Source organism: Paenibacillus sp. MCAF9, assembly GCF_052114265.1.
Lineage (GTDB): Bacteria > Bacillota > Bacilli > Paenibacillales > Paenibacillaceae > Pristimantibacillus.
In genome coordinates this window covers 20,772-36,598 of sequence record NZ_JBFREL010000016.1, presented here as the reverse complement: position 1 = coordinate 36,598, position 15,827 = coordinate 20,772, and the positions used below count along the sequence as shown (strand labels likewise).

At 46.9% G+C, this 15,827-nt stretch carries 12 protein-coding genes; 9 read left to right on the top strand and 3 right to left on the bottom strand.

Annotation, left to right across the window (positions count from 1 at the left end; translation table 11 throughout):
• The first annotated feature begins 65 nt into the window (after window positions 1–65).
• The 7 genes from metE to AB4Z45_RS21435 all read left to right on the top strand — a co-directional run bounded on the left by metE (window position 66) and on the right by AB4Z45_RS21435 (window position 10,529).
• Window positions 66–2,354: a 5-methyltetrahydropteroyltriglutamate--homocysteine S-methyltransferase gene (gene metE / locus AB4Z45_RS21465; protein WP_441911414.1), complete on the top strand. Its 2,289-nt coding sequence runs from the start codon at window positions 66–68 to the stop codon at window positions 2,352–2,354.
• Between the two features lie 164 nt (window positions 2,355–2,518).
• Entirely contained in the window at window positions 2,519–3,001 is a 483-nt protein-coding gene (locus AB4Z45_RS21460) for a tetratricopeptide repeat protein (RefSeq protein WP_441911413.1), read from the top strand.
• A 184-nt stretch (window positions 3,002–3,185) separates the two neighbouring features.
• Window positions 3,186–5,393, top strand: coding sequence for an S-layer homology domain-containing protein (locus tag AB4Z45_RS21455; protein WP_441911411.1), 2,208 nt, complete (start codon window positions 3,186–3,188; stop codon window positions 5,391–5,393).
• 272 nt (window positions 5,394–5,665) lie between these two features.
• Window positions 5,666–7,141, top strand: coding sequence for a protein adenylyltransferase SelO (locus tag AB4Z45_RS21450; protein ID WP_441911409.1), 1,476 nt, complete (start codon window positions 5,666–5,668; stop codon window positions 7,139–7,141).
• 130 nt (window positions 7,142–7,271) lie between these two features.
• Window positions 7,272–7,946, top strand: a complete 675-nt coding sequence (locus tag AB4Z45_RS21445; protein WP_441911407.1) for a response regulator transcription factor — start codon at window positions 7,272–7,274, stop codon at window positions 7,944–7,946.
• On the top strand, window positions 7,943–9,310 hold the full coding sequence (locus AB4Z45_RS21440; protein ID WP_441911406.1) for a sensor histidine kinase: 1,368 nt from the start codon (window positions 7,943–7,945) through the stop codon (window positions 9,308–9,310). The genes AB4Z45_RS21445 and AB4Z45_RS21440 overlap by 4 nt, the downstream gene beginning before the upstream one ends.
• A gap of 235 nt (window positions 9,311–9,545) precedes the next feature.
• Window positions 9,546–10,529 carry an alpha/beta fold hydrolase gene (locus tag AB4Z45_RS21435; protein WP_441911404.1) on the top strand — a complete coding sequence of 328 codons (984 nt, stop codon included), beginning with the start codon at window positions 9,546–9,548 and terminating at the stop codon, window positions 10,527–10,529.
• 104 nt (window positions 10,530–10,633) lie between these two features.
• On the opposite strand, the gene AB4Z45_RS21430 is transcribed toward AB4Z45_RS21435, so the two are convergent.
• From AB4Z45_RS21430 to AB4Z45_RS21420, 3 genes are read right to left on the bottom strand one after another with little or no spacing between them, the layout of a single operon-like run.
• Window positions 10,634–11,278: a metal-dependent hydrolase gene (locus AB4Z45_RS21430; protein WP_441911402.1), complete on the bottom strand. Its 645-nt coding sequence runs from the start codon at window positions 11,276–11,278 to the stop codon at window positions 10,634–10,636.
• Between the two features lie 47 nt (window positions 11,279–11,325).
• Entirely contained in the window at window positions 11,326–11,487 is a 162-nt protein-coding gene (locus tag AB4Z45_RS21425) for a hypothetical protein (RefSeq protein ID WP_339204950.1), read from the bottom strand.
• 49 nt (window positions 11,488–11,536) lie between these two features.
• Window positions 11,537–12,403 carry a helix-turn-helix domain-containing protein gene (locus tag AB4Z45_RS21420; RefSeq protein WP_441911400.1) on the bottom strand — a complete coding sequence of 289 codons (867 nt, stop codon included), beginning with the start codon at window positions 12,401–12,403 and terminating at the stop codon, window positions 11,537–11,539.
• Between the two features lie 219 nt (window positions 12,404–12,622).
• On the opposite strand from AB4Z45_RS21420, the gene AB4Z45_RS21415 reads away from it, so the two are divergent.
• Window positions 12,623–15,289 (top strand): family 78 glycoside hydrolase catalytic domain, encoded by a 2,667-nt coding sequence (locus tag AB4Z45_RS21415; RefSeq protein ID WP_441911399.1) that lies wholly within the window; start codon window positions 12,623–12,625, stop codon window positions 15,287–15,289.
• 92 nt (window positions 15,290–15,381) lie between these two features.
• Window positions 15,382–15,750 (top strand): ArsR/SmtB family transcription factor, encoded by a 369-nt coding sequence (locus AB4Z45_RS21410; RefSeq protein WP_372238973.1) that lies wholly within the window; start codon window positions 15,382–15,384, stop codon window positions 15,748–15,750.
• The last annotated feature ends 77 nt before the right edge of the window (window positions 15,751–15,827 follow it).

Sequence of the window (15,827 nt, the reverse complement as noted above, 5' to 3'; positions counted from 1 at the left end):
AGTTACTCTATAACAGTGAATACGTGTTATCTTTCTTGTAACAATTTGTATAGGAGTGTTACGAGATGGTGAAAAGCAGTGTTTTGGGATACCCACGTATTGGTGCGGATCGGGAATGGAAGAAGGCGCTAGAAGCGTTCTGGGTAGGCAAGCTTGAAGAATCAGAGTTCCATGGCAAGCTTCAAGAAATCCGTTTGAATCATTTGCGCAAGCAGCAGGAGAAAGGCATCGACCTTATCTCGGTCAATGATTTCAGCTATTACGATCACATTCTTGATACAGCAACGATGTTCGGGATCATTCCGAAGCGCTTCACTTACGAAGGCGGTTCAGTACCACTGTCGGTTTATTATGGCATTGCCCGCGGAACGAAGGATGCAACGGCAAGCGAAATGACCAAGTGGTTCAACACCAACTATCACTACATCGTACCTGAACTGGACGGAGCAGCACCTGTACTTACAGAGAATAAGCCGCTTATCGCATACTTGGAAGCTAAAGAAAAGCTCGGTATCGAGGGAAAACCCGTTATTGTCGGCCCATTAACCTTCTTGAAGCTGTCCAAAGGATACAGTCAATCAGAGACGGATGCTTGGCTTAATCGATTGCTGCCGCTTTATGTGCAGATCCTGCAAGAGCTTGAAAAAGAAGGCGTTCAATGGGTACAAATAGATGAACCAATTCTTGTAACAAAACTTAGCGATGCTGATCGCAGTCGCCTTAAAAATATTTATGCAACGCTTGCTGCATCGGTAACTAATCTAAACATCATGCTGCAAACGTATTTCGAATCCGTAGAAAACTATACTGACATCGTTGCGTTGCCGGTCAAAGGAATTGGGCTTGACTTCGTACACGGTTTGTCCGCAAACTTGTCATCCATTAAACAATTTGGCTTTCCTCAGGACAAGGTTCTAGGTGCTGGAGTCATCGATGGCCGCGGCATCTGGAAAGCGTCACTTCGCGATAAATTGGCATTGTTGAAAGAGTTGGCTGAAGTCGTAACGGCTGAACAGCTAATTGTACAGTCATCTTGCAGCCTGCTTCATGTTCCAGTCACAGTGCAAAATGAGACTAAGCTATTGCCTGAACTAAAGGGTGCTCTAGCATTTGCGGATGAGAAGCTGGATGAGATTGTTCTTCTTGCGAAAGCAGTTACTTCGGAAGATGCTTTCATTACTGCTGAGCTTGAGAAATGTGATGCTGCTCTAGAGGCGCTTAAGCAATCAGGCGAGCGCAATCGCAGCAACATTCAGCAAGCCGTAGCCGCTATTAGCGAGCAGAATCCAACACGCAATCTGCCATTTTCTGAGCGTCATATTGCACAACAGAAAAAATGGCAATTGCCTATTTTCCCAACGACGACAATTGGCAGCTTCCCGCAATCCGCAGAGGTGCGCAAAGCCCGTCAACAATGGCGCAAGGGTGATTGGAACAATGAACAATACGCTAACTTCATCCGTGAGCAAATCGATATTTGGATTAAGCTTCAGGAAGAAATCGGAATTGATGTACTTGTGCATGGCGAATTTGAACGGACAGATATGGTTGAGTTTTTCGGTGAGAAGCTTGCGGGCTTTGCGTTCACTCAGTTCGGTTGGGTACAGTCGTATGGCTCCCGCTGCGTGAAACCGCCAATTATTTTTGGAGATGTAGCGTTTGAAGAAGCTATGACTGTTGAGGAAACGAAGTATGCTCAGTCGAAGACTGAACGTCCAGTCAAAGGTATGCTTACGGGACCGATTACGATCATGAACTGGTCGTTCGTCCGTGATGACATTACGCGTGAGCAAATCGCTTACCAGCTTGCCTATGCGCTTAGACAAGAGGTAGAAGCGCTTGAGCAAGCGGGAATTGGGATGATTCAGGTTGATGAGCCTGCGGTTCGCGAAGGTCTGCCGCTTAAGGAAGAAGACCAAGCCAACTATTTAGCTTGGGCTGTCAAAGCATTCCGCGTGACTACATGCACGGTTCAGGATACGACGCAAATTCACACGCATATGTGTTATTGCGAGTTCCATGACATGATTGATTCCATTGAAGCGATGGATGCAGATGTTATCTCCATCGAGACTTCACGCAGTCATGGTGAATTGATTCATAGCTTTGAGCTGAATACTTACAAGCTGGGTATAGGTTTAGGCGTATACGACATCCACAGCCCGCGTATTCCGCGAGTGGAGGAAATGACGAGTATGATCGAACGCGCTTTGCGTGTGCTTGATCCGAAGTTGTTCTGGATTAACCCAGACTGCGGACTTAAAACACGTGGACTCGAAGAAACCGTTGATTCCTTGCGCAATATGGTTGAAGCGACACAGATCGCCCGTGCGAAACATTCTTTGCAGGTGTAAGCTAGGTTTTTAATAACGAATAGAGAAGAGCAGGCTGCCATGGCAGTCTGCTTTTTTTGATAGGCTCAGATCCGATTTTGTTTTATAAATAAAATAGAATTAGGCTGATTTCTCAAATATGATACGATAAACGAAACGAATTGATTGTAAAAGGAATGAATATCATGGATAAGCTTCATACAGCCATTAGTTTAAGAGAAGCAGGGAAACTGGAAGAAGCAAAAACATTGCTGATAGATTTAGTCAAAGAAGAGCCGCAGAACGCTTCAATATGGTATCAACTTGCTTGGGTTCATGATGCTATGGGACTCGAAAGGGAAGCTGTGCCTTTTTATGAAAAATCATTGGAACTAGGATTAGTAGGTAAAGAAAGAGAAGGGGCATTGTTAGGCCTAGGGAGTACATATCGTACTTTAGGCATGTATGATGAATCAAAACGTATATTTGAAGCAGCAATAAAAGAGTTTCCAGAACGTAGAGAGTTTCAGGTGTTTTATGCGATGGTTCAATACAACTTGAAGGCTTATGACAAGGCAATGGAAATTTTATTGAAGCAATTAGCCGAAACGAGCGCTGATGAGGGAATTCAGTCGTACAAGAGAGCTGCCCTTTTTTATTCAGACAAATTGGATCAGGTATGGGACTGATCCAGCCTGCTATTGTCCAACTATACGGCGACATACTAGGACGTCATAATGACGCCTTAGTCTATCGCCGTTTTTATTTATTCGGATCAGCCGAAACAAATAAGGTTTTGTATCGTCTAACAATTAGTGTAAATTTTACCATCAAAATTGTTCGCGTTGATTTGCAGGAGGGGGAGCAATACGAATGAAACAAAATGGATTGAAATTAATAATGAGAATGGGGCGCGTCTTTCTGGCTGGATGTCTGATGTTGCAGCTGCTTGTTGGCGTCGCTTCAGCCAATACGCCGGAGAAGCTGGCATCTGGCGGCAGCGTTAACGCGAGCAGCAAGGTCGATCATTCGCTGGCTTTCACAGCAGACATGCAGGATGCATTAAAGGAAGCGGAGCAATTGCTATATGATCAGAAGCCGTTCTCGGATTGGGCGGCGATCGGATTTGCAAAGAACGGCCGAGCCGTTCCAAAAGGCTTTCTGGAGGAGAAAGCAGATGTCATATTAAACAATGGCGGAAGATTTGATACGTATATAGATATGACAAGAACGGTGATCGCTTATGCTGCTGCTGGCGGCAGCAACATTAACAATATCGCTGGCCTTGATTTTTTCTCAGCCGTTTTGAACAATCCTGATCTTGAGAAGAAGGGGATATATGAACTCGTACCCGCTTATGTCGTGGCGAAGAGTTCCAGTCCCTACTCTCCTAATTCAAACCCTTTCTGGTATCCTGACGCGTTTTCTCATATCATCACAAATCAGCAGCTGAAAGATGGAAGCTGGTCCGAGTCCGTTAATGGGAAAGGCAGTGCTATGGCAACGGCTGTAGCTTTGACAGGATTGTCACTCATTTCGAGAACGCAGAATCGGGAGCTGACGGAGTCAGAGCAGAAAGCGCTGGAGTGGCTGCGCATGCAGCAATCAGTCGACGGCGGTTTCGAATTCAGCACAGCGGCGACAGCCCAGGTTATCATTGCACTGTCATCGCAACGAATGGACGCGGCTGCGTTCGCGCAGCAGGGAGGCGTTCAGCCGCTCGATTTTCTGATGTCTCGTCGATTGGATGAAGGTGGATTCTCGGAGCGCAGCGATGGCGTTTTGGATATGACGGCGACGCTCCACGCTTATTTGGCGTTAACCGCTTATAAGCTGTATGTGAACGGCAAAGAACGGCTGATCGATGACTTGAATTCGGCTGCGGGCAGCGCGATTATTCAGATCGAGGGGCCTGCAGGTACGATTGCACAAGGACGCGTTCCAAGTGGCGGTAAGGCGATTGATACGGCTCTTGCTTTCCTTAAGCAAGAAGGAATTGCCTATGAGACGAAGACAGCTTCTTCCGGGGAGAAGGCAATCACCTCGATTAAAGGCATCGATGCCCTGCAATACGGCGGAAAGAACGGATGGAAGTTCGCTGAGTACAGTAGATATGGCAGTTGGATGTTCCCGGAAAATGCTAGCAGCGGGAATGTTCTTAATGATAGAAGTCGATTGCTGCTTTATTATGGTTCGGATACAACCGAGGTTATCGACTTAGTCGTGGTTAATGGCTCAAATGTAAATGGCCAACTAGCAGAGGGACGGCCTTCAGCAAATTCTCCTTTCGAGCTGTTCGTTAAGAAAGCGAATCGTAAATCGGGTCAACTGCTGGCGCCGAATATAACGGTGACAGTCGGTGGGAAGACGATGGTGACCGATGCGAAAGGAAAAGTGGCTTTTGCAGGTATGCCATCCGGAGTGCATGTTGTCACTCTTACCGCGTATCGAAAGGATGCTGCGCCTGCTGTGGCCAAAAATCTTTACTATTTATCGGTCTCTGCTCCTCCGTTGGCTGACTTTAAGGATGCTAATCAAGTTGCTGGCTGGGCAAGAGAAAATATGGCATATGCACTTTATGAAGGTTATATCCAGGGCGTAAGCGTGAAGGATAATGTGCTGGCTCCGAAAAAGACGTTGTCTCGCGCAGAGTTCGCAGCCATGCTGCTCCGCTTGGTACACGGCGCTACGGATCAGCCTGCTGGCAGCTCTCCCTTCAATGATGTTCCAGCGGGCAAATGGTACAGCGACGAGATCGCAAGAGCTGCAAAGCTCGGCATTACTGACCGTACGTCCGGTCGGTTCGAGCCAGAGCGTACGATTACCCGCGAAGAGGCAGCGATGATGTCCGCAAATGCTGGTCGTTTAGCAACCTTCGGCAGTGAGGGCCGAATGGCGTTCAGCGACATTAAGGGTCTATCCGCGACGAGTCTCCACGCTATCCAAGCCGTCAACGAGTATAAGGTGATGGTCGGCAGCGACGGCAAGTTCAATCCGCGGCAGACGCTGGTCCGAGAGCAAGCGGCGGCGATCCTTTTGAGGCTGCAGAAGCTGCTATATCCCGAGAAGTACTTAGATTGATCATGCAGCACTCTGCTCAATGGCTATGCATTCATTTTCCTATTCGAAGTCTGCTATTCCCAGTATTGGACCAGTCAAACCACCCACAAACGCTTGCTCAGGTTCAAAGAGGAGAAGCGAAGGAGGAAATGGTGTTATAATCAATCTATACAAAACGAATTGCCTTGAAAAAAAATGGGAACCATCTAGGTGATAAATGGCATTTATGACTTTTTTCCATTAGATGACCATGCAATAACGAAGATAAACGACACAAGAATATAGGAGATACGATGACTGAGGAAACAGCATTAGATAAAACAGGTTGGAACTTTGACAACAGTTATGCACGGCTGCCGGACTCGTTTTTCACAAAAATGAGTCCGCCGCCTGTGCACTCTCCGCAGTTGAATATTATGAATGAATCGCTCGCAAAATCACTGGGGTTAAATGTTCAATCTCTTCTAAGCCAGGACGGTGCTGCTATGCTTTCTGGCAACGAGATTCCCGAAGGCGCTTTGCCGCTTGCTCAAGCTTATGCTGGGCATCAATTTGGACATTTTAACAGATTAGGGGATGGCCGTGCCCTATTGCTGGGTGAACAAATTACGCCTACAGGTGAGAGGTTTGATATTCAGTTTAAAGGTTCTGGCAGAACGCCATACTCCCGCGGAGGCGACGGCCGGGCGTCACTTGGACCGATGCTTCGCGAATATATTATAAGTGAGGCTATGCACGCGCTTGGTATTGCTACCACTCGCAGCCTCGCCGTTGTCACAACTGGCGAGCCTGTATACCGCGAGACGGAGCTGCCGGGTGCAATTCTGACCCGCGTGGCTTCCAGCCATCTGCGCGTTGGCACTTTTCAATATGTTGCCCAGTGGGGTACGGCTGAAGAACTTAGACAACTTGCTGATTACACTTTGCAAAGGCATTACCAGGAGGTTGGCGAAGCTGAGAATCGCTATCTTCGCCTGCTGCAAGAAGTGATTAAGCGTCAGGCAGCGCTAATCGCCAAATGGCAGCTCGTTGGTTTTATCCACGGTGTGATGAATACAGACAATATGTCGATTAGCGGAGAGACCATTGATTATGGGCCTTGCGCCTTCATGGATGCCTATGATCCCGAAACGGTATTCAGCTCCATTGACGTTCATGGCCGTTATGCCTATGGCAACCAACCGCGTATCGCTGCGTGGAATCTCGCGAGATTTGCTGAGGCGCTTTTGCCGCTGCTGCATGACAATGAAGAACAAGCTATAAAACTGGCAGAGGATGCGTTATCTGGATTTGCAGAGTTGTATCACCAGAGCTGGCTTAGCGGAATGAGAGCGAAGCTTGGAATTTTTAATGAAGAGCTTGAGGACGAAGCTCTCATTACAGATTTGCTGCGCATGATGCAGGAGCATGGTGCAGACTACACGAATACATTCCGCTCGTTCACATTAGATAAACCAGAAGATACAGCTCTCTTTGGCACCGAAGGATTTGCACCATGGTATGAGCTGTGGCAGGCGAGACTTGGCAGGCAGCCGGAATCCAAAGCCGCATCCTATCAGTTGATGGGCGCAAGCAACCCTGCAGTAATCCCGCGCAACCTTCGAGTAGAAGAGGCGCTAGAAGCCGCAGTGAAGCAAGGCGACAACCGTGTGATGGAGCAGCTTCTGAGTGTTCTTTCGAGCCCATACGATCACGCCCGCGAACGGTCTGATTATTACACGTTCCCTGGGGTATCACCCCGTCCATACCAAACTTTTTGCGGTACCTGATATAAAAAAACGGCAGCTCACCTCAATGGTCAGCTGCTTTTGTCTGTTCTGTGCTGTTTTTATCATTCAACACGATTTATAGTATAATGATTACTATTATATGGACGCATAACAGGGAAAGAGGGAACGAATGCCTACTATACTGGTTGCTGATGATGATGCGAACATTCGCGAACTCGTTTGTTTATTTCTACGCAATGACGGATTCGAAACAGCTGAAGCGGGAGACGGCAAGGAAGCACTAGAGGTCTATGCACAGGTGCATATTGATCTTGTCGTACTCGATATTATGATGCCGATTATGGATGGCTGGACGTTGTGCAAGGAGCTTCGAAGAAGCAATCCTGATCTTCCGCTGCTTATGCTGACTGCAAGAGGCGAGACATGGGAGAAAGTGAAAGGCTTCCAGCTCGGGACGGATGATTATTTGACGAAACCATTTGATCCACTGGAGCTGACGGCTCGTGTTGGAGCTCTGCTGAAAAGATACCGAATTGGCTCAACGCAGACGATTCGGCTTGGCAGCATCATTCTTGACCGGAAAACCTATAAAGTGATGAGAGGAACGGAATCACTTGCGTTGCCGCTCAAGGAGTTTGAACTCCTTTATAAGCTCGCTGGAACACCTGGACAAATCTATACGCGTGAGCAGTTGATCGATCAAATTTGGGGGATCGACTATGCAGGCGACGATCGAACGATAGACGTACATGTTAAACGATTGCGCGAACGATTCGCGACGGCAACCGATTTTCATATCGAGACGGTGCGCGGGCTTGGCTACCGACTTGAGGTGCACGAATGATCAAATCTTTATACACACGAGTCGTCCTCATATTTCTAGTCTCCGTGATCGGGGGCACGATCATTGCTTTTTTTGTGGCAACTTGGGCATTTCAAGAGAAATTGAGTGAAAACTCGCAAATTTTGATGAGTAATTTTGGACAGGATATTACCCGAATTTATGAAGCCATTCCCTCACGTGAAGCGGACAAACTCGTAAGTGGAATGAGGCAGCTCAATTCCTATCATATTCGTATTTATGAAACGACGGATCGGTTCCAGTCCTTCGGAGCGCTGCACGGACATAAGCCTGCTGCAATAGCCAAGGAACAAGTAATGAAGGTACTGGCTGGAGAAAGAGTTCAGGTTCGTATGAAGGGAGTTACTGTTACTTTCATAGGATTGCCGCTCAATACAGACATGGGAATAAAAGCGATGTTTGTGGAAGCACTCTCCCCTCCATCTGCCTCTACTATACTCAGATGGGGATTATCTTTTGTCGCTTACGCGTTGATTACTGGAAGCTTATTTATTCTAATTGCCTCCATATTTCTAATAAGACCAATCAAGAAGCTAACAAGAGCGACTAGGCGGATAGCATCTGGCGACTTCAACGTCAAGCTGAATATTAAACAAACAGGCGAGCTGGGAACGCTGGCTCGAAGCTTCGAAGAAATGATGCATGACCTGCAGCAATTGGAGCAGATGCGCAGAGAATTCGTTACGAATGTCTCACATGAAGTTCAGTCTCCGCTCACCTCGATATCCGGCTATGCTATAGCGCTCAAACAAGCAAATCTTGCGGATACCGATCGAAATCGCTACCTGGATATTATTATTGCAGAAGCGAAGCGGATGTCCAAGATGAGTGATAGCCTGCTAAAGCTGAGTTTGCTTGAATCTCAGTCACAACAGATGCGGCTGACCGCATTTAGACTTGATGAACAAATAAGACGAATTATCGTCGCGATTCAGCCGCAGTGGTCGACTCGCAATATTCAATTCGACCTCCATTTGCCTACTGTTATTTTTTCAGCTGATCATGATCTGTTGAATCAGGTATGGACGAATATAATCGGCAATAGCATCAAATTTTCACAGGATGGCGGCATTATTAAAGTGAGTATCCAACAAGATATCAAAAATGTGACCGTCCAAATATCCGACAGCGGCATAGGTATTGCTCCAGAGGATCAGAAGCGTATCTTCGAGCGCTTTTTTAAGGCGGATCGCTCCCACAGCCGTAAATATGAAGGCAGCGGTATGGGACTTGCCATCGTCAAACAGATCGTATCGCTTCATCAAGGTGACATCCGAGTGGAAAGTGAGCCCGGTAGAGGAACGACCTTCATTGTCACCCTGCCAATCATTACTCCGACAGAGTAATTCGATTTATACGATATTAGTCGGCATCGCTCGTTTACTCTATGCTGCGGCAGCCTGTGCAAGCTCTTTGCATGTGGTGCCGTAGCATTTTTTTTGTTGTTCATATTCAGTTCATATTGACGTCACACGGAGTACATCTTCGTCGTATAAGCTTTCTTTAGCGGCCAATTAAGAGTGCCCAACACAGAGATCATGACAGGAGAAGATGAGAGTGAACATACGTGAGGCAAAGAAAATGGATTTGAATTCAGGCAAAAAACCAGTTAGTAAAATGAAAAAAATATTGTTCATTTTACTTAAAGTGCTAGCAGTAATAATTATAGCAATCGTCCTTTTTGTAGCTACAGTATTTGTCGTGAATAAGATAAGCAGCAAATCAGAGGAAGGTAAAATTACACCCTATGGTCAGTCTGTAAAGGTAGACGGGAAAAATATGAATATTTTGATTCAGGGACAAGGGGAAGAAACTATCGTGCTCCTGCCTGGTCAAGGAACAGCGACACCAGTGCTTGATTTTAAGCCGTTAATTGATGAGCTTTCACCATTTTACAAAGTTGTCGTGGTTGAGCCTTTTGGTTATGGATTAAGTGATAGAACCGACAAAGAACGAACCACAGATAATATTGTAAGTGAAATTCATGAAGCGCTGCAGAGCCTTAATATTGACCGTTTTATTCTAATGGGTCACTCCATTACAGGCATTTACGGCCTCGATTATGTGAACAAATATCCAAACGAAGTGAGTGCGTTTGTCGGGATAGATACCAGTGTTCCAACGCAACCCGGTATGGATGCTAAATTGCCATTAGGAAACTTCAAACTGCTCAAACAATCAGGTTTTGGAAGATTGATGATGAAGTTTGGTGAGGATCAGTTTGCTGGAATGCCATATGATGATGAAACAAAAAAACAAATGAAGATGCTGCAAAACAAAAATATGTTTAATAACACCAGCTTGAATGAACTTGAAAATCTTTACCCTAATTTTGTTGCAGCTCGAAGCTTATCATTCCCAAAAGAGCTTCCCCTTATTTTCTTTATTCAAGCGAATAATACAGGCGTAAAAGGATGGATACCGCTGCATGAAGGGCAAGTAAAAGATTCTGTTCATGGTAAAGTGATGACATTTGAAGGTGGTCATTATTTGCACCATACCAAGTCAAAAGAAATCGCTGAGAACTTCCGGGCATTTATGGAGCAAGTAAAACAAGACAAATAGATGATTATTTTGAAGCAGATGCTGATCAAGAAGATAGTGGGCTAAATAAAAAGCGGCAGTCTCGGACGTTAGTAACTCGTCCAGGCTGCCGCTTTTATTTTAGATTATAAACGGATTTTAAAAGATTTTTTCGTAAGCGGATATAGCCACTTTACGCCGCTTGGCGTGAGCGTGTCCGCTACGAGATGAGATAAATAACCGAGCATAGCCACGATTGCGATCCCTTCGATTTGGAGCTGATTTTCCAGTCCAAGGCCGATATATCCCCAAATCGGAACGGCCCATATTGTATGCGTCATACCGCGGTGCTTCAGCCAAGGCACCCAAGCTGAAAACAGTCCGAAGCCGATAAGCCAGTTCATTTGGTAGTAGTAGCCAGCGTACATAACCGCACAGCCGACTGCGCTGGCAAGTACATTCCGGATAACGCCTTGTTTAGCAACAAGACCCAGCAGGAAGATAGCGGCTGCGACGCCTATGTAAACCGGTGATGGAGACTGATCTGTGAAAAAATAATAGGCAACGACTCCGGCTAGCAGGCACCCGGACCAAAGCGTAAGCTCACGAATGAGCTTCGATAGCTTGCTGAGCTTGGTGCTGAGCATGCTTGGTCCGTCAAGATCAGCGCTTAGCGCTGAAAATCCGGCTACAGCAATGTACAAAGCGGCGTGCTCGATCGTAAAGGGATAATAAACAGAAGCGGCTGCACCAACAGCTGCTCCGATGGCAAGATGGGTCTTTCCTGTCATAATTCCTCCTGTGACTGACTATGCGTGGCATGAAATATGGCAGTCTATTATAGTTGTTCTTTGTTAACTTGCTCGTTTCGAACCATTTGCTCCAGCTTCTCTACCAGCCGATCATGCGCCGGGTCTTTTTTGCCAAAGCCAAATAAACGTTTCCGATTTTGCTGCTTCAGCAGCTGAAGCAAATAAAGCTTTTCTTTTAGAGTAAACATGATGATATTGAACCTCCTTCTGCTTAGGCATGCCAGCTGAGGTTATTCTCTAGCCTCTGCGATAGACGCTAGGCGTCATGCCGGTGCACCTTTTGAACAATGCGTTAAAAGAATGAATATCGCGATAGCCAACCATTTCGGCAATGGTACTGATTTTTAGCTGAGAGCCGCGAAGCAGCTCTTGGCTTTTTTGAATACGCAAATTTTGCAAATAACGATGAAAGCTTTGTTTCGTATACTGCTGAAAGAGCCGCTGCAGATGACGCTCGCTCCAGCCGCTAGTCTCGGCCAGCTTGGCTAGGGTCAGCTCCTGCTGGAAACGCTGATCAAGATCATGTAACAGCTTTATAAATTCCAGCTGCTGCGGCGCACGAGCCGTAACTTCCGGATCGCTAGCAACAGAGCGCTGCAAAGTAATGAGCAGCTGGAGCAGCAGCGTATGCAAGTAATCGGACGAGCCGCTCTGAGTCAGTTCAAATTCTCTATGCAAGGATAGAAACAGCTTCTCAAACTGACTATTTGTATCCATACAAGAATAATAGGGAAAATTGCCGCTTTCCATATCATTAATAAACTGTGCGCTGCGATAATCGGAAGCGAATGCACTAAGCTTATGCAGCAGCAATGGAGAAAAGACGCAGTTGAATACGCTTAATGGGTTGCGGGCTTGGTCGGAGGAAATCGGCCTGAACACATGAGAAATGCCGATAGGGATGAAAAATACCTGACCTTTCCGTACCTTATGCACCTGATCTCCGATATGGTGATAGCCGGCTCCTTCTGCAATATATACGCATTCGAGAAAATCGTGATCATGATAGGGGCTCATGATGCTTTCGCTTGCCCGATTAACGTAAAGCAGCTGGTTGTTTTGAAAAAAGTACTCTCCACGGTATGTTTCTACGGGATGGTTCATCGTGAGCTCTCCCTGCGCAAGTTCTACATTTTGTAAAAATGTCCTGTTTGCCGCATGATATTGTCCGTTTTACCCAACATTTTTCAAGCATGCTTTTTTATAATTATAGTGTAAAGCGTTGTGGCAAGGAAGGCGAACACGCAAAAAAAGGGCGCCAACTCTATTATAAGCTCGGGACATCAATTAATAGTTATCAATGATCTTAAGGAGGATTATAGGATGTTTGAAATTAGCGCGGTATATTGTGAATATCAGCAAAACCCAATTGGAATCGGAGTGAGAAAACCTCGTTTAGGATGGAAATTGCTTTCAGATGAGCGGGCGGTCAAGCAAACGGCTTACGAGATTGAGATTGCGGCAGAACCAGACTTTGCATCGATCCTATGGCAGTCAGGACGCGTAAACAGCGAGCAGTCAACGCATGTTGAGCTGGACTCTTTTGTCGGTGAATCCTGTAAACGCTATTATTATCGTGTTCGGGCTTGGAATCAAGATGGAGATGCAACCGCTTGGTCTGCTGTTGCCTTCTGGGAAATGGGGCTGCTTAGTCCAGACGAGTGGCTTGGCGACTGGATCGCTGCGCCGCTTGCGATGCTGCCAATTGAGGCGGAGCCTAGCCCGCTAATGAGGAGAAGCTTTGAGCTCACAGGCAAAGTGAAGGAAGCGCGGCTTTATGCGACTGCGCTCGGCATATACGAGCTAGAACTGAACGGGCAGCGAGTTGGCGATAGTTATTTTGCGCCGGGCTGGACGAGTTACAATCATACGCTGCAAACCCAAACTTATGATGTGACTGATCTGCTGAAATTAGGCGGGAATGCAATTGGCGCTTCCCTTGGAAACGGTTGGTATAAAGGGAACTTGGCGTGGGGCAATCAACGCTGCGTGTACGGCGGTCGTTTGGCGCTGTTGCTGCAAATGCACATCGTTTACGAGGATGGACGTAAAGAGATCGTTGTATCCGATACGAAGTGGAAGGCAGCGGTCAGTCCAATTCAGTTCTCGGAAATTTATCATGGCGAAACGTATGATGCACGCCTGGAACAAGAGGGCTGGAGCACAGCCGCTTATGAGGACAATGCAAGAGAGTGGCAGACGGTTGAAGTGGTTCAGCATGAGAAGCATATGCTTAGGCCGCAGGTGAATGAGCCTGTTCGCAAGCAGGAGAGGTTAAAGCCGATTGCTCTGATTACGACACCCAAAGGGGAAACCGTGCTTGATTTTGGCCAAAACATGGTTGGCTGGGTGCAGTTTGCCATAAAGGGAGAAGCGGGCTCCGAAGTAGCGCTGCTGCATGCAGAGGTGCTTGATCAGGAAGGCAATTTCTACACCGAAAACCTGCGTGCGGCAAAACAAATGATTCGATATGTGCTGAAGGGCGGAGAGACCGAAACATATGAGCCGCGCTTTACGTTTCAAGGCTTCCGATATGTGCAGCTGATTGGCTTCCCTGAAACGGAGAGCATTAAGCTTGATGATTTTACAGGTGTTGTGCTGCATTCGGATATGGAGGAAACCGGTGAGTTTCAATGCTCTGAACCGCTCGTCAATCAGCTTCAGCATAATATCAAATGGGGCCTGAAGGGGAATTTCCTTGACGTACCGACCGACTGCCCGCAGCGGGATGAACGTCTTGGCTGGACTGGAGATGCGCAAATGTTCATTCAAACGGCATCTTACTTATCTAACGTCGCTCCTTTTTTCACGAAGTGGCTGCGGGATGTAGAGGCGGATCAAGCAGAAGACGGCGGCGTTCCATTCGTGGTTCCTCAGGTGCTGGGCGAGAATGACATGTCCTCGGCAGCATGGGGAGATGCAGCAGTGATTTGTCCTTGGACGTTATATATTTGTTACGGAGACAAACGGATATTAGAAGAGCAATATGACAGCATGCAGGCGTGGGTATCGTATATTCAGCGCCAAGGCGAAAATGAGTTTTTATGGAATACAGGTTTTCACTTCGGGGATTGGCTTGGACTTGATGCCAAGTCGGGCGATTATGTAGGGGCAACGGATCGGGATTTTATCGCGACGGCCTTTTATGCCTATTCGGTATCCATCGTTCAGAAGACGGCAGCAGTGCTCAACAAGGATGCTGATGCGAAGAGATACTCGGAACTGTACGACAATATTGTAGCCGCGCTTAGAGAAGAGTTTGTAACAGGCGCTGGACGGCTGGCAGTTCCGACGCAAACAGCTCAAGTGTTAGCCTTGATGTTTGGACTCTTGGATGAAACAGCAGAGAAACGCGCCATAGCCAAGCTGACAGAGCTGATTGAGCAAAGCAAAGACCATTTGACGACAGGTTTTGTCGGTACTCCTTACTTGAACCATGTGCTTAGTGCTTTTGGTAAAAATGACGTGGCGTATAGGCTGCTTCTTCAGCAAACCTATCCATCCTGGCTGTACCCTGTGACCAAAGGCGCTACGACGATTTGGGAGCACTGGGACGGTATCAAGGAGGACGGAAGCTTCTGGAGCAAGGATATGAACTCATTTAACCATTATGCTTACGGAGCGATTGGCGATTGGATGTACCGGACGGTAGCGGGCATTCAAACGGTGGAAGATGCTCCTGGCTATAAACGAATCATCATCGCACCGCTTCCGGGCGAAGGGCTGACGTGGGCGGAAGGGAAGATTGAGACGGTATATGGCTCAGTTCGCTCAAAATGGTCCAAATCGGAAGAGGGGCACTTCACGCTTGATGTGACGATTCCTTCGAATACCACCGCGGAAATTCGTTTGCCAGGTGCGGAATCGGGAACGAAGGTAACGGAGAGTGGCGGGTTGTTAGCCGAGAGTGCGGGAATAAAATCAGCAGTTGAGACCGAGGCAGGCGTTACGATACAAGCGGGGTCTGGCAGCTATCGATTTGCTTGGTAGATCAGTGCAAGCTGCAAGCAGGTATTTCAGATTCACCCCATCAACCGAAACATGTTATAATATGCTTTAGGATGAATAGGGTTGGTGGGATGATGATGGATAATCAAGTTGTCGCAGCATGTGATGATTCGTGCGCAGGCTCTGAGGTAAACATAGAGAATGTTAGAAGCAAAATGATTAATGAAACAACAGCTGCTCAGTTGGCAGATTTGTTCAAGGCGCTTGGCGATCCCACTCGAGTGAAGATTATCCATGCGCTAGTGCAGTCTGAACTTTGCGTTCATGATTTGACTGAGGTGCTCTCCATGGGGCAATCGGCGGTTTCTCATCAGCTTCGGCTGCTGCGAAACATGCGTATCGTCAAACGCAGGAAGGTAGGGAAAACCGTCTTTTATTCGCTAGATGACGATCATGTAGAACAAGTCTTTATGCTGACGCTTCAGCATTTGAAGCATGAATAATATATCAAACAAAGCTGCTCTTCACGGTTAGCAACCATGGGGAGCAGCTTTTGTTTTATTCAAATGGGTTTTATTGA

Excerpts from the sequence above, each read along its gene's own strand:
- metE (WP_441911414.1), top strand. The coding sequence starts at position 66 with ATGGTGAAAAGCAGTGTTTTGGGATACCCACGTATTGGTGCGGATCGG.
- AB4Z45_RS21460 (WP_441911413.1), top strand. The coding sequence starts at position 2,519 with ATGGATAAGCTTCATACAGCCATTAGTTTAAGAGAAGCAGGGAAACTG.
- AB4Z45_RS21455 (WP_441911411.1), top strand. The coding sequence starts at position 3,186 with ATGAAACAAAATGGATTGAAATTAATAATGAGAATGGGGCGCGTCTTT.
- AB4Z45_RS21450 (WP_441911409.1), top strand. The coding sequence starts at position 5,666 with ATGACTGAGGAAACAGCATTAGATAAAACAGGTTGGAACTTTGACAAC.
- AB4Z45_RS21445 (WP_441911407.1), top strand. The coding sequence starts at position 7,272 with ATGCCTACTATACTGGTTGCTGATGATGATGCGAACATTCGCGAACTC.
- AB4Z45_RS21440 (WP_441911406.1), top strand. The coding sequence starts at position 7,943 with ATGATCAAATCTTTATACACACGAGTCGTCCTCATATTTCTAGTCTCC.
- AB4Z45_RS21435 (WP_441911404.1), top strand. The coding sequence starts at position 9,546 with ATGGATTTGAATTCAGGCAAAAAACCAGTTAGTAAAATGAAAAAAATA.
- AB4Z45_RS21430 (WP_441911402.1), bottom strand. The coding sequence starts at position 11,278 with ATGACAGGAAAGACCCATCTTGCCATCGGAGCAGCTGTTGGTGCAGCC.
- AB4Z45_RS21425 (WP_339204950.1), bottom strand. The coding sequence starts at position 11,487 with ATGTTTACTCTAAAAGAAAAGCTTTATTTGCTTCAGCTGCTGAAGCAG.
- AB4Z45_RS21420 (WP_441911400.1), bottom strand. The coding sequence starts at position 12,403 with ATGAACCATCCCGTAGAAACATACCGTGGAGAGTACTTTTTTCAAAAC.
- AB4Z45_RS21415 (WP_441911399.1), top strand. The coding sequence starts at position 12,623 with ATGTTTGAAATTAGCGCGGTATATTGTGAATATCAGCAAAACCCAATT.
- AB4Z45_RS21410 (WP_372238973.1), top strand. The coding sequence starts at position 15,382 with ATGATGGATAATCAAGTTGTCGCAGCATGTGATGATTCGTGCGCAGGC.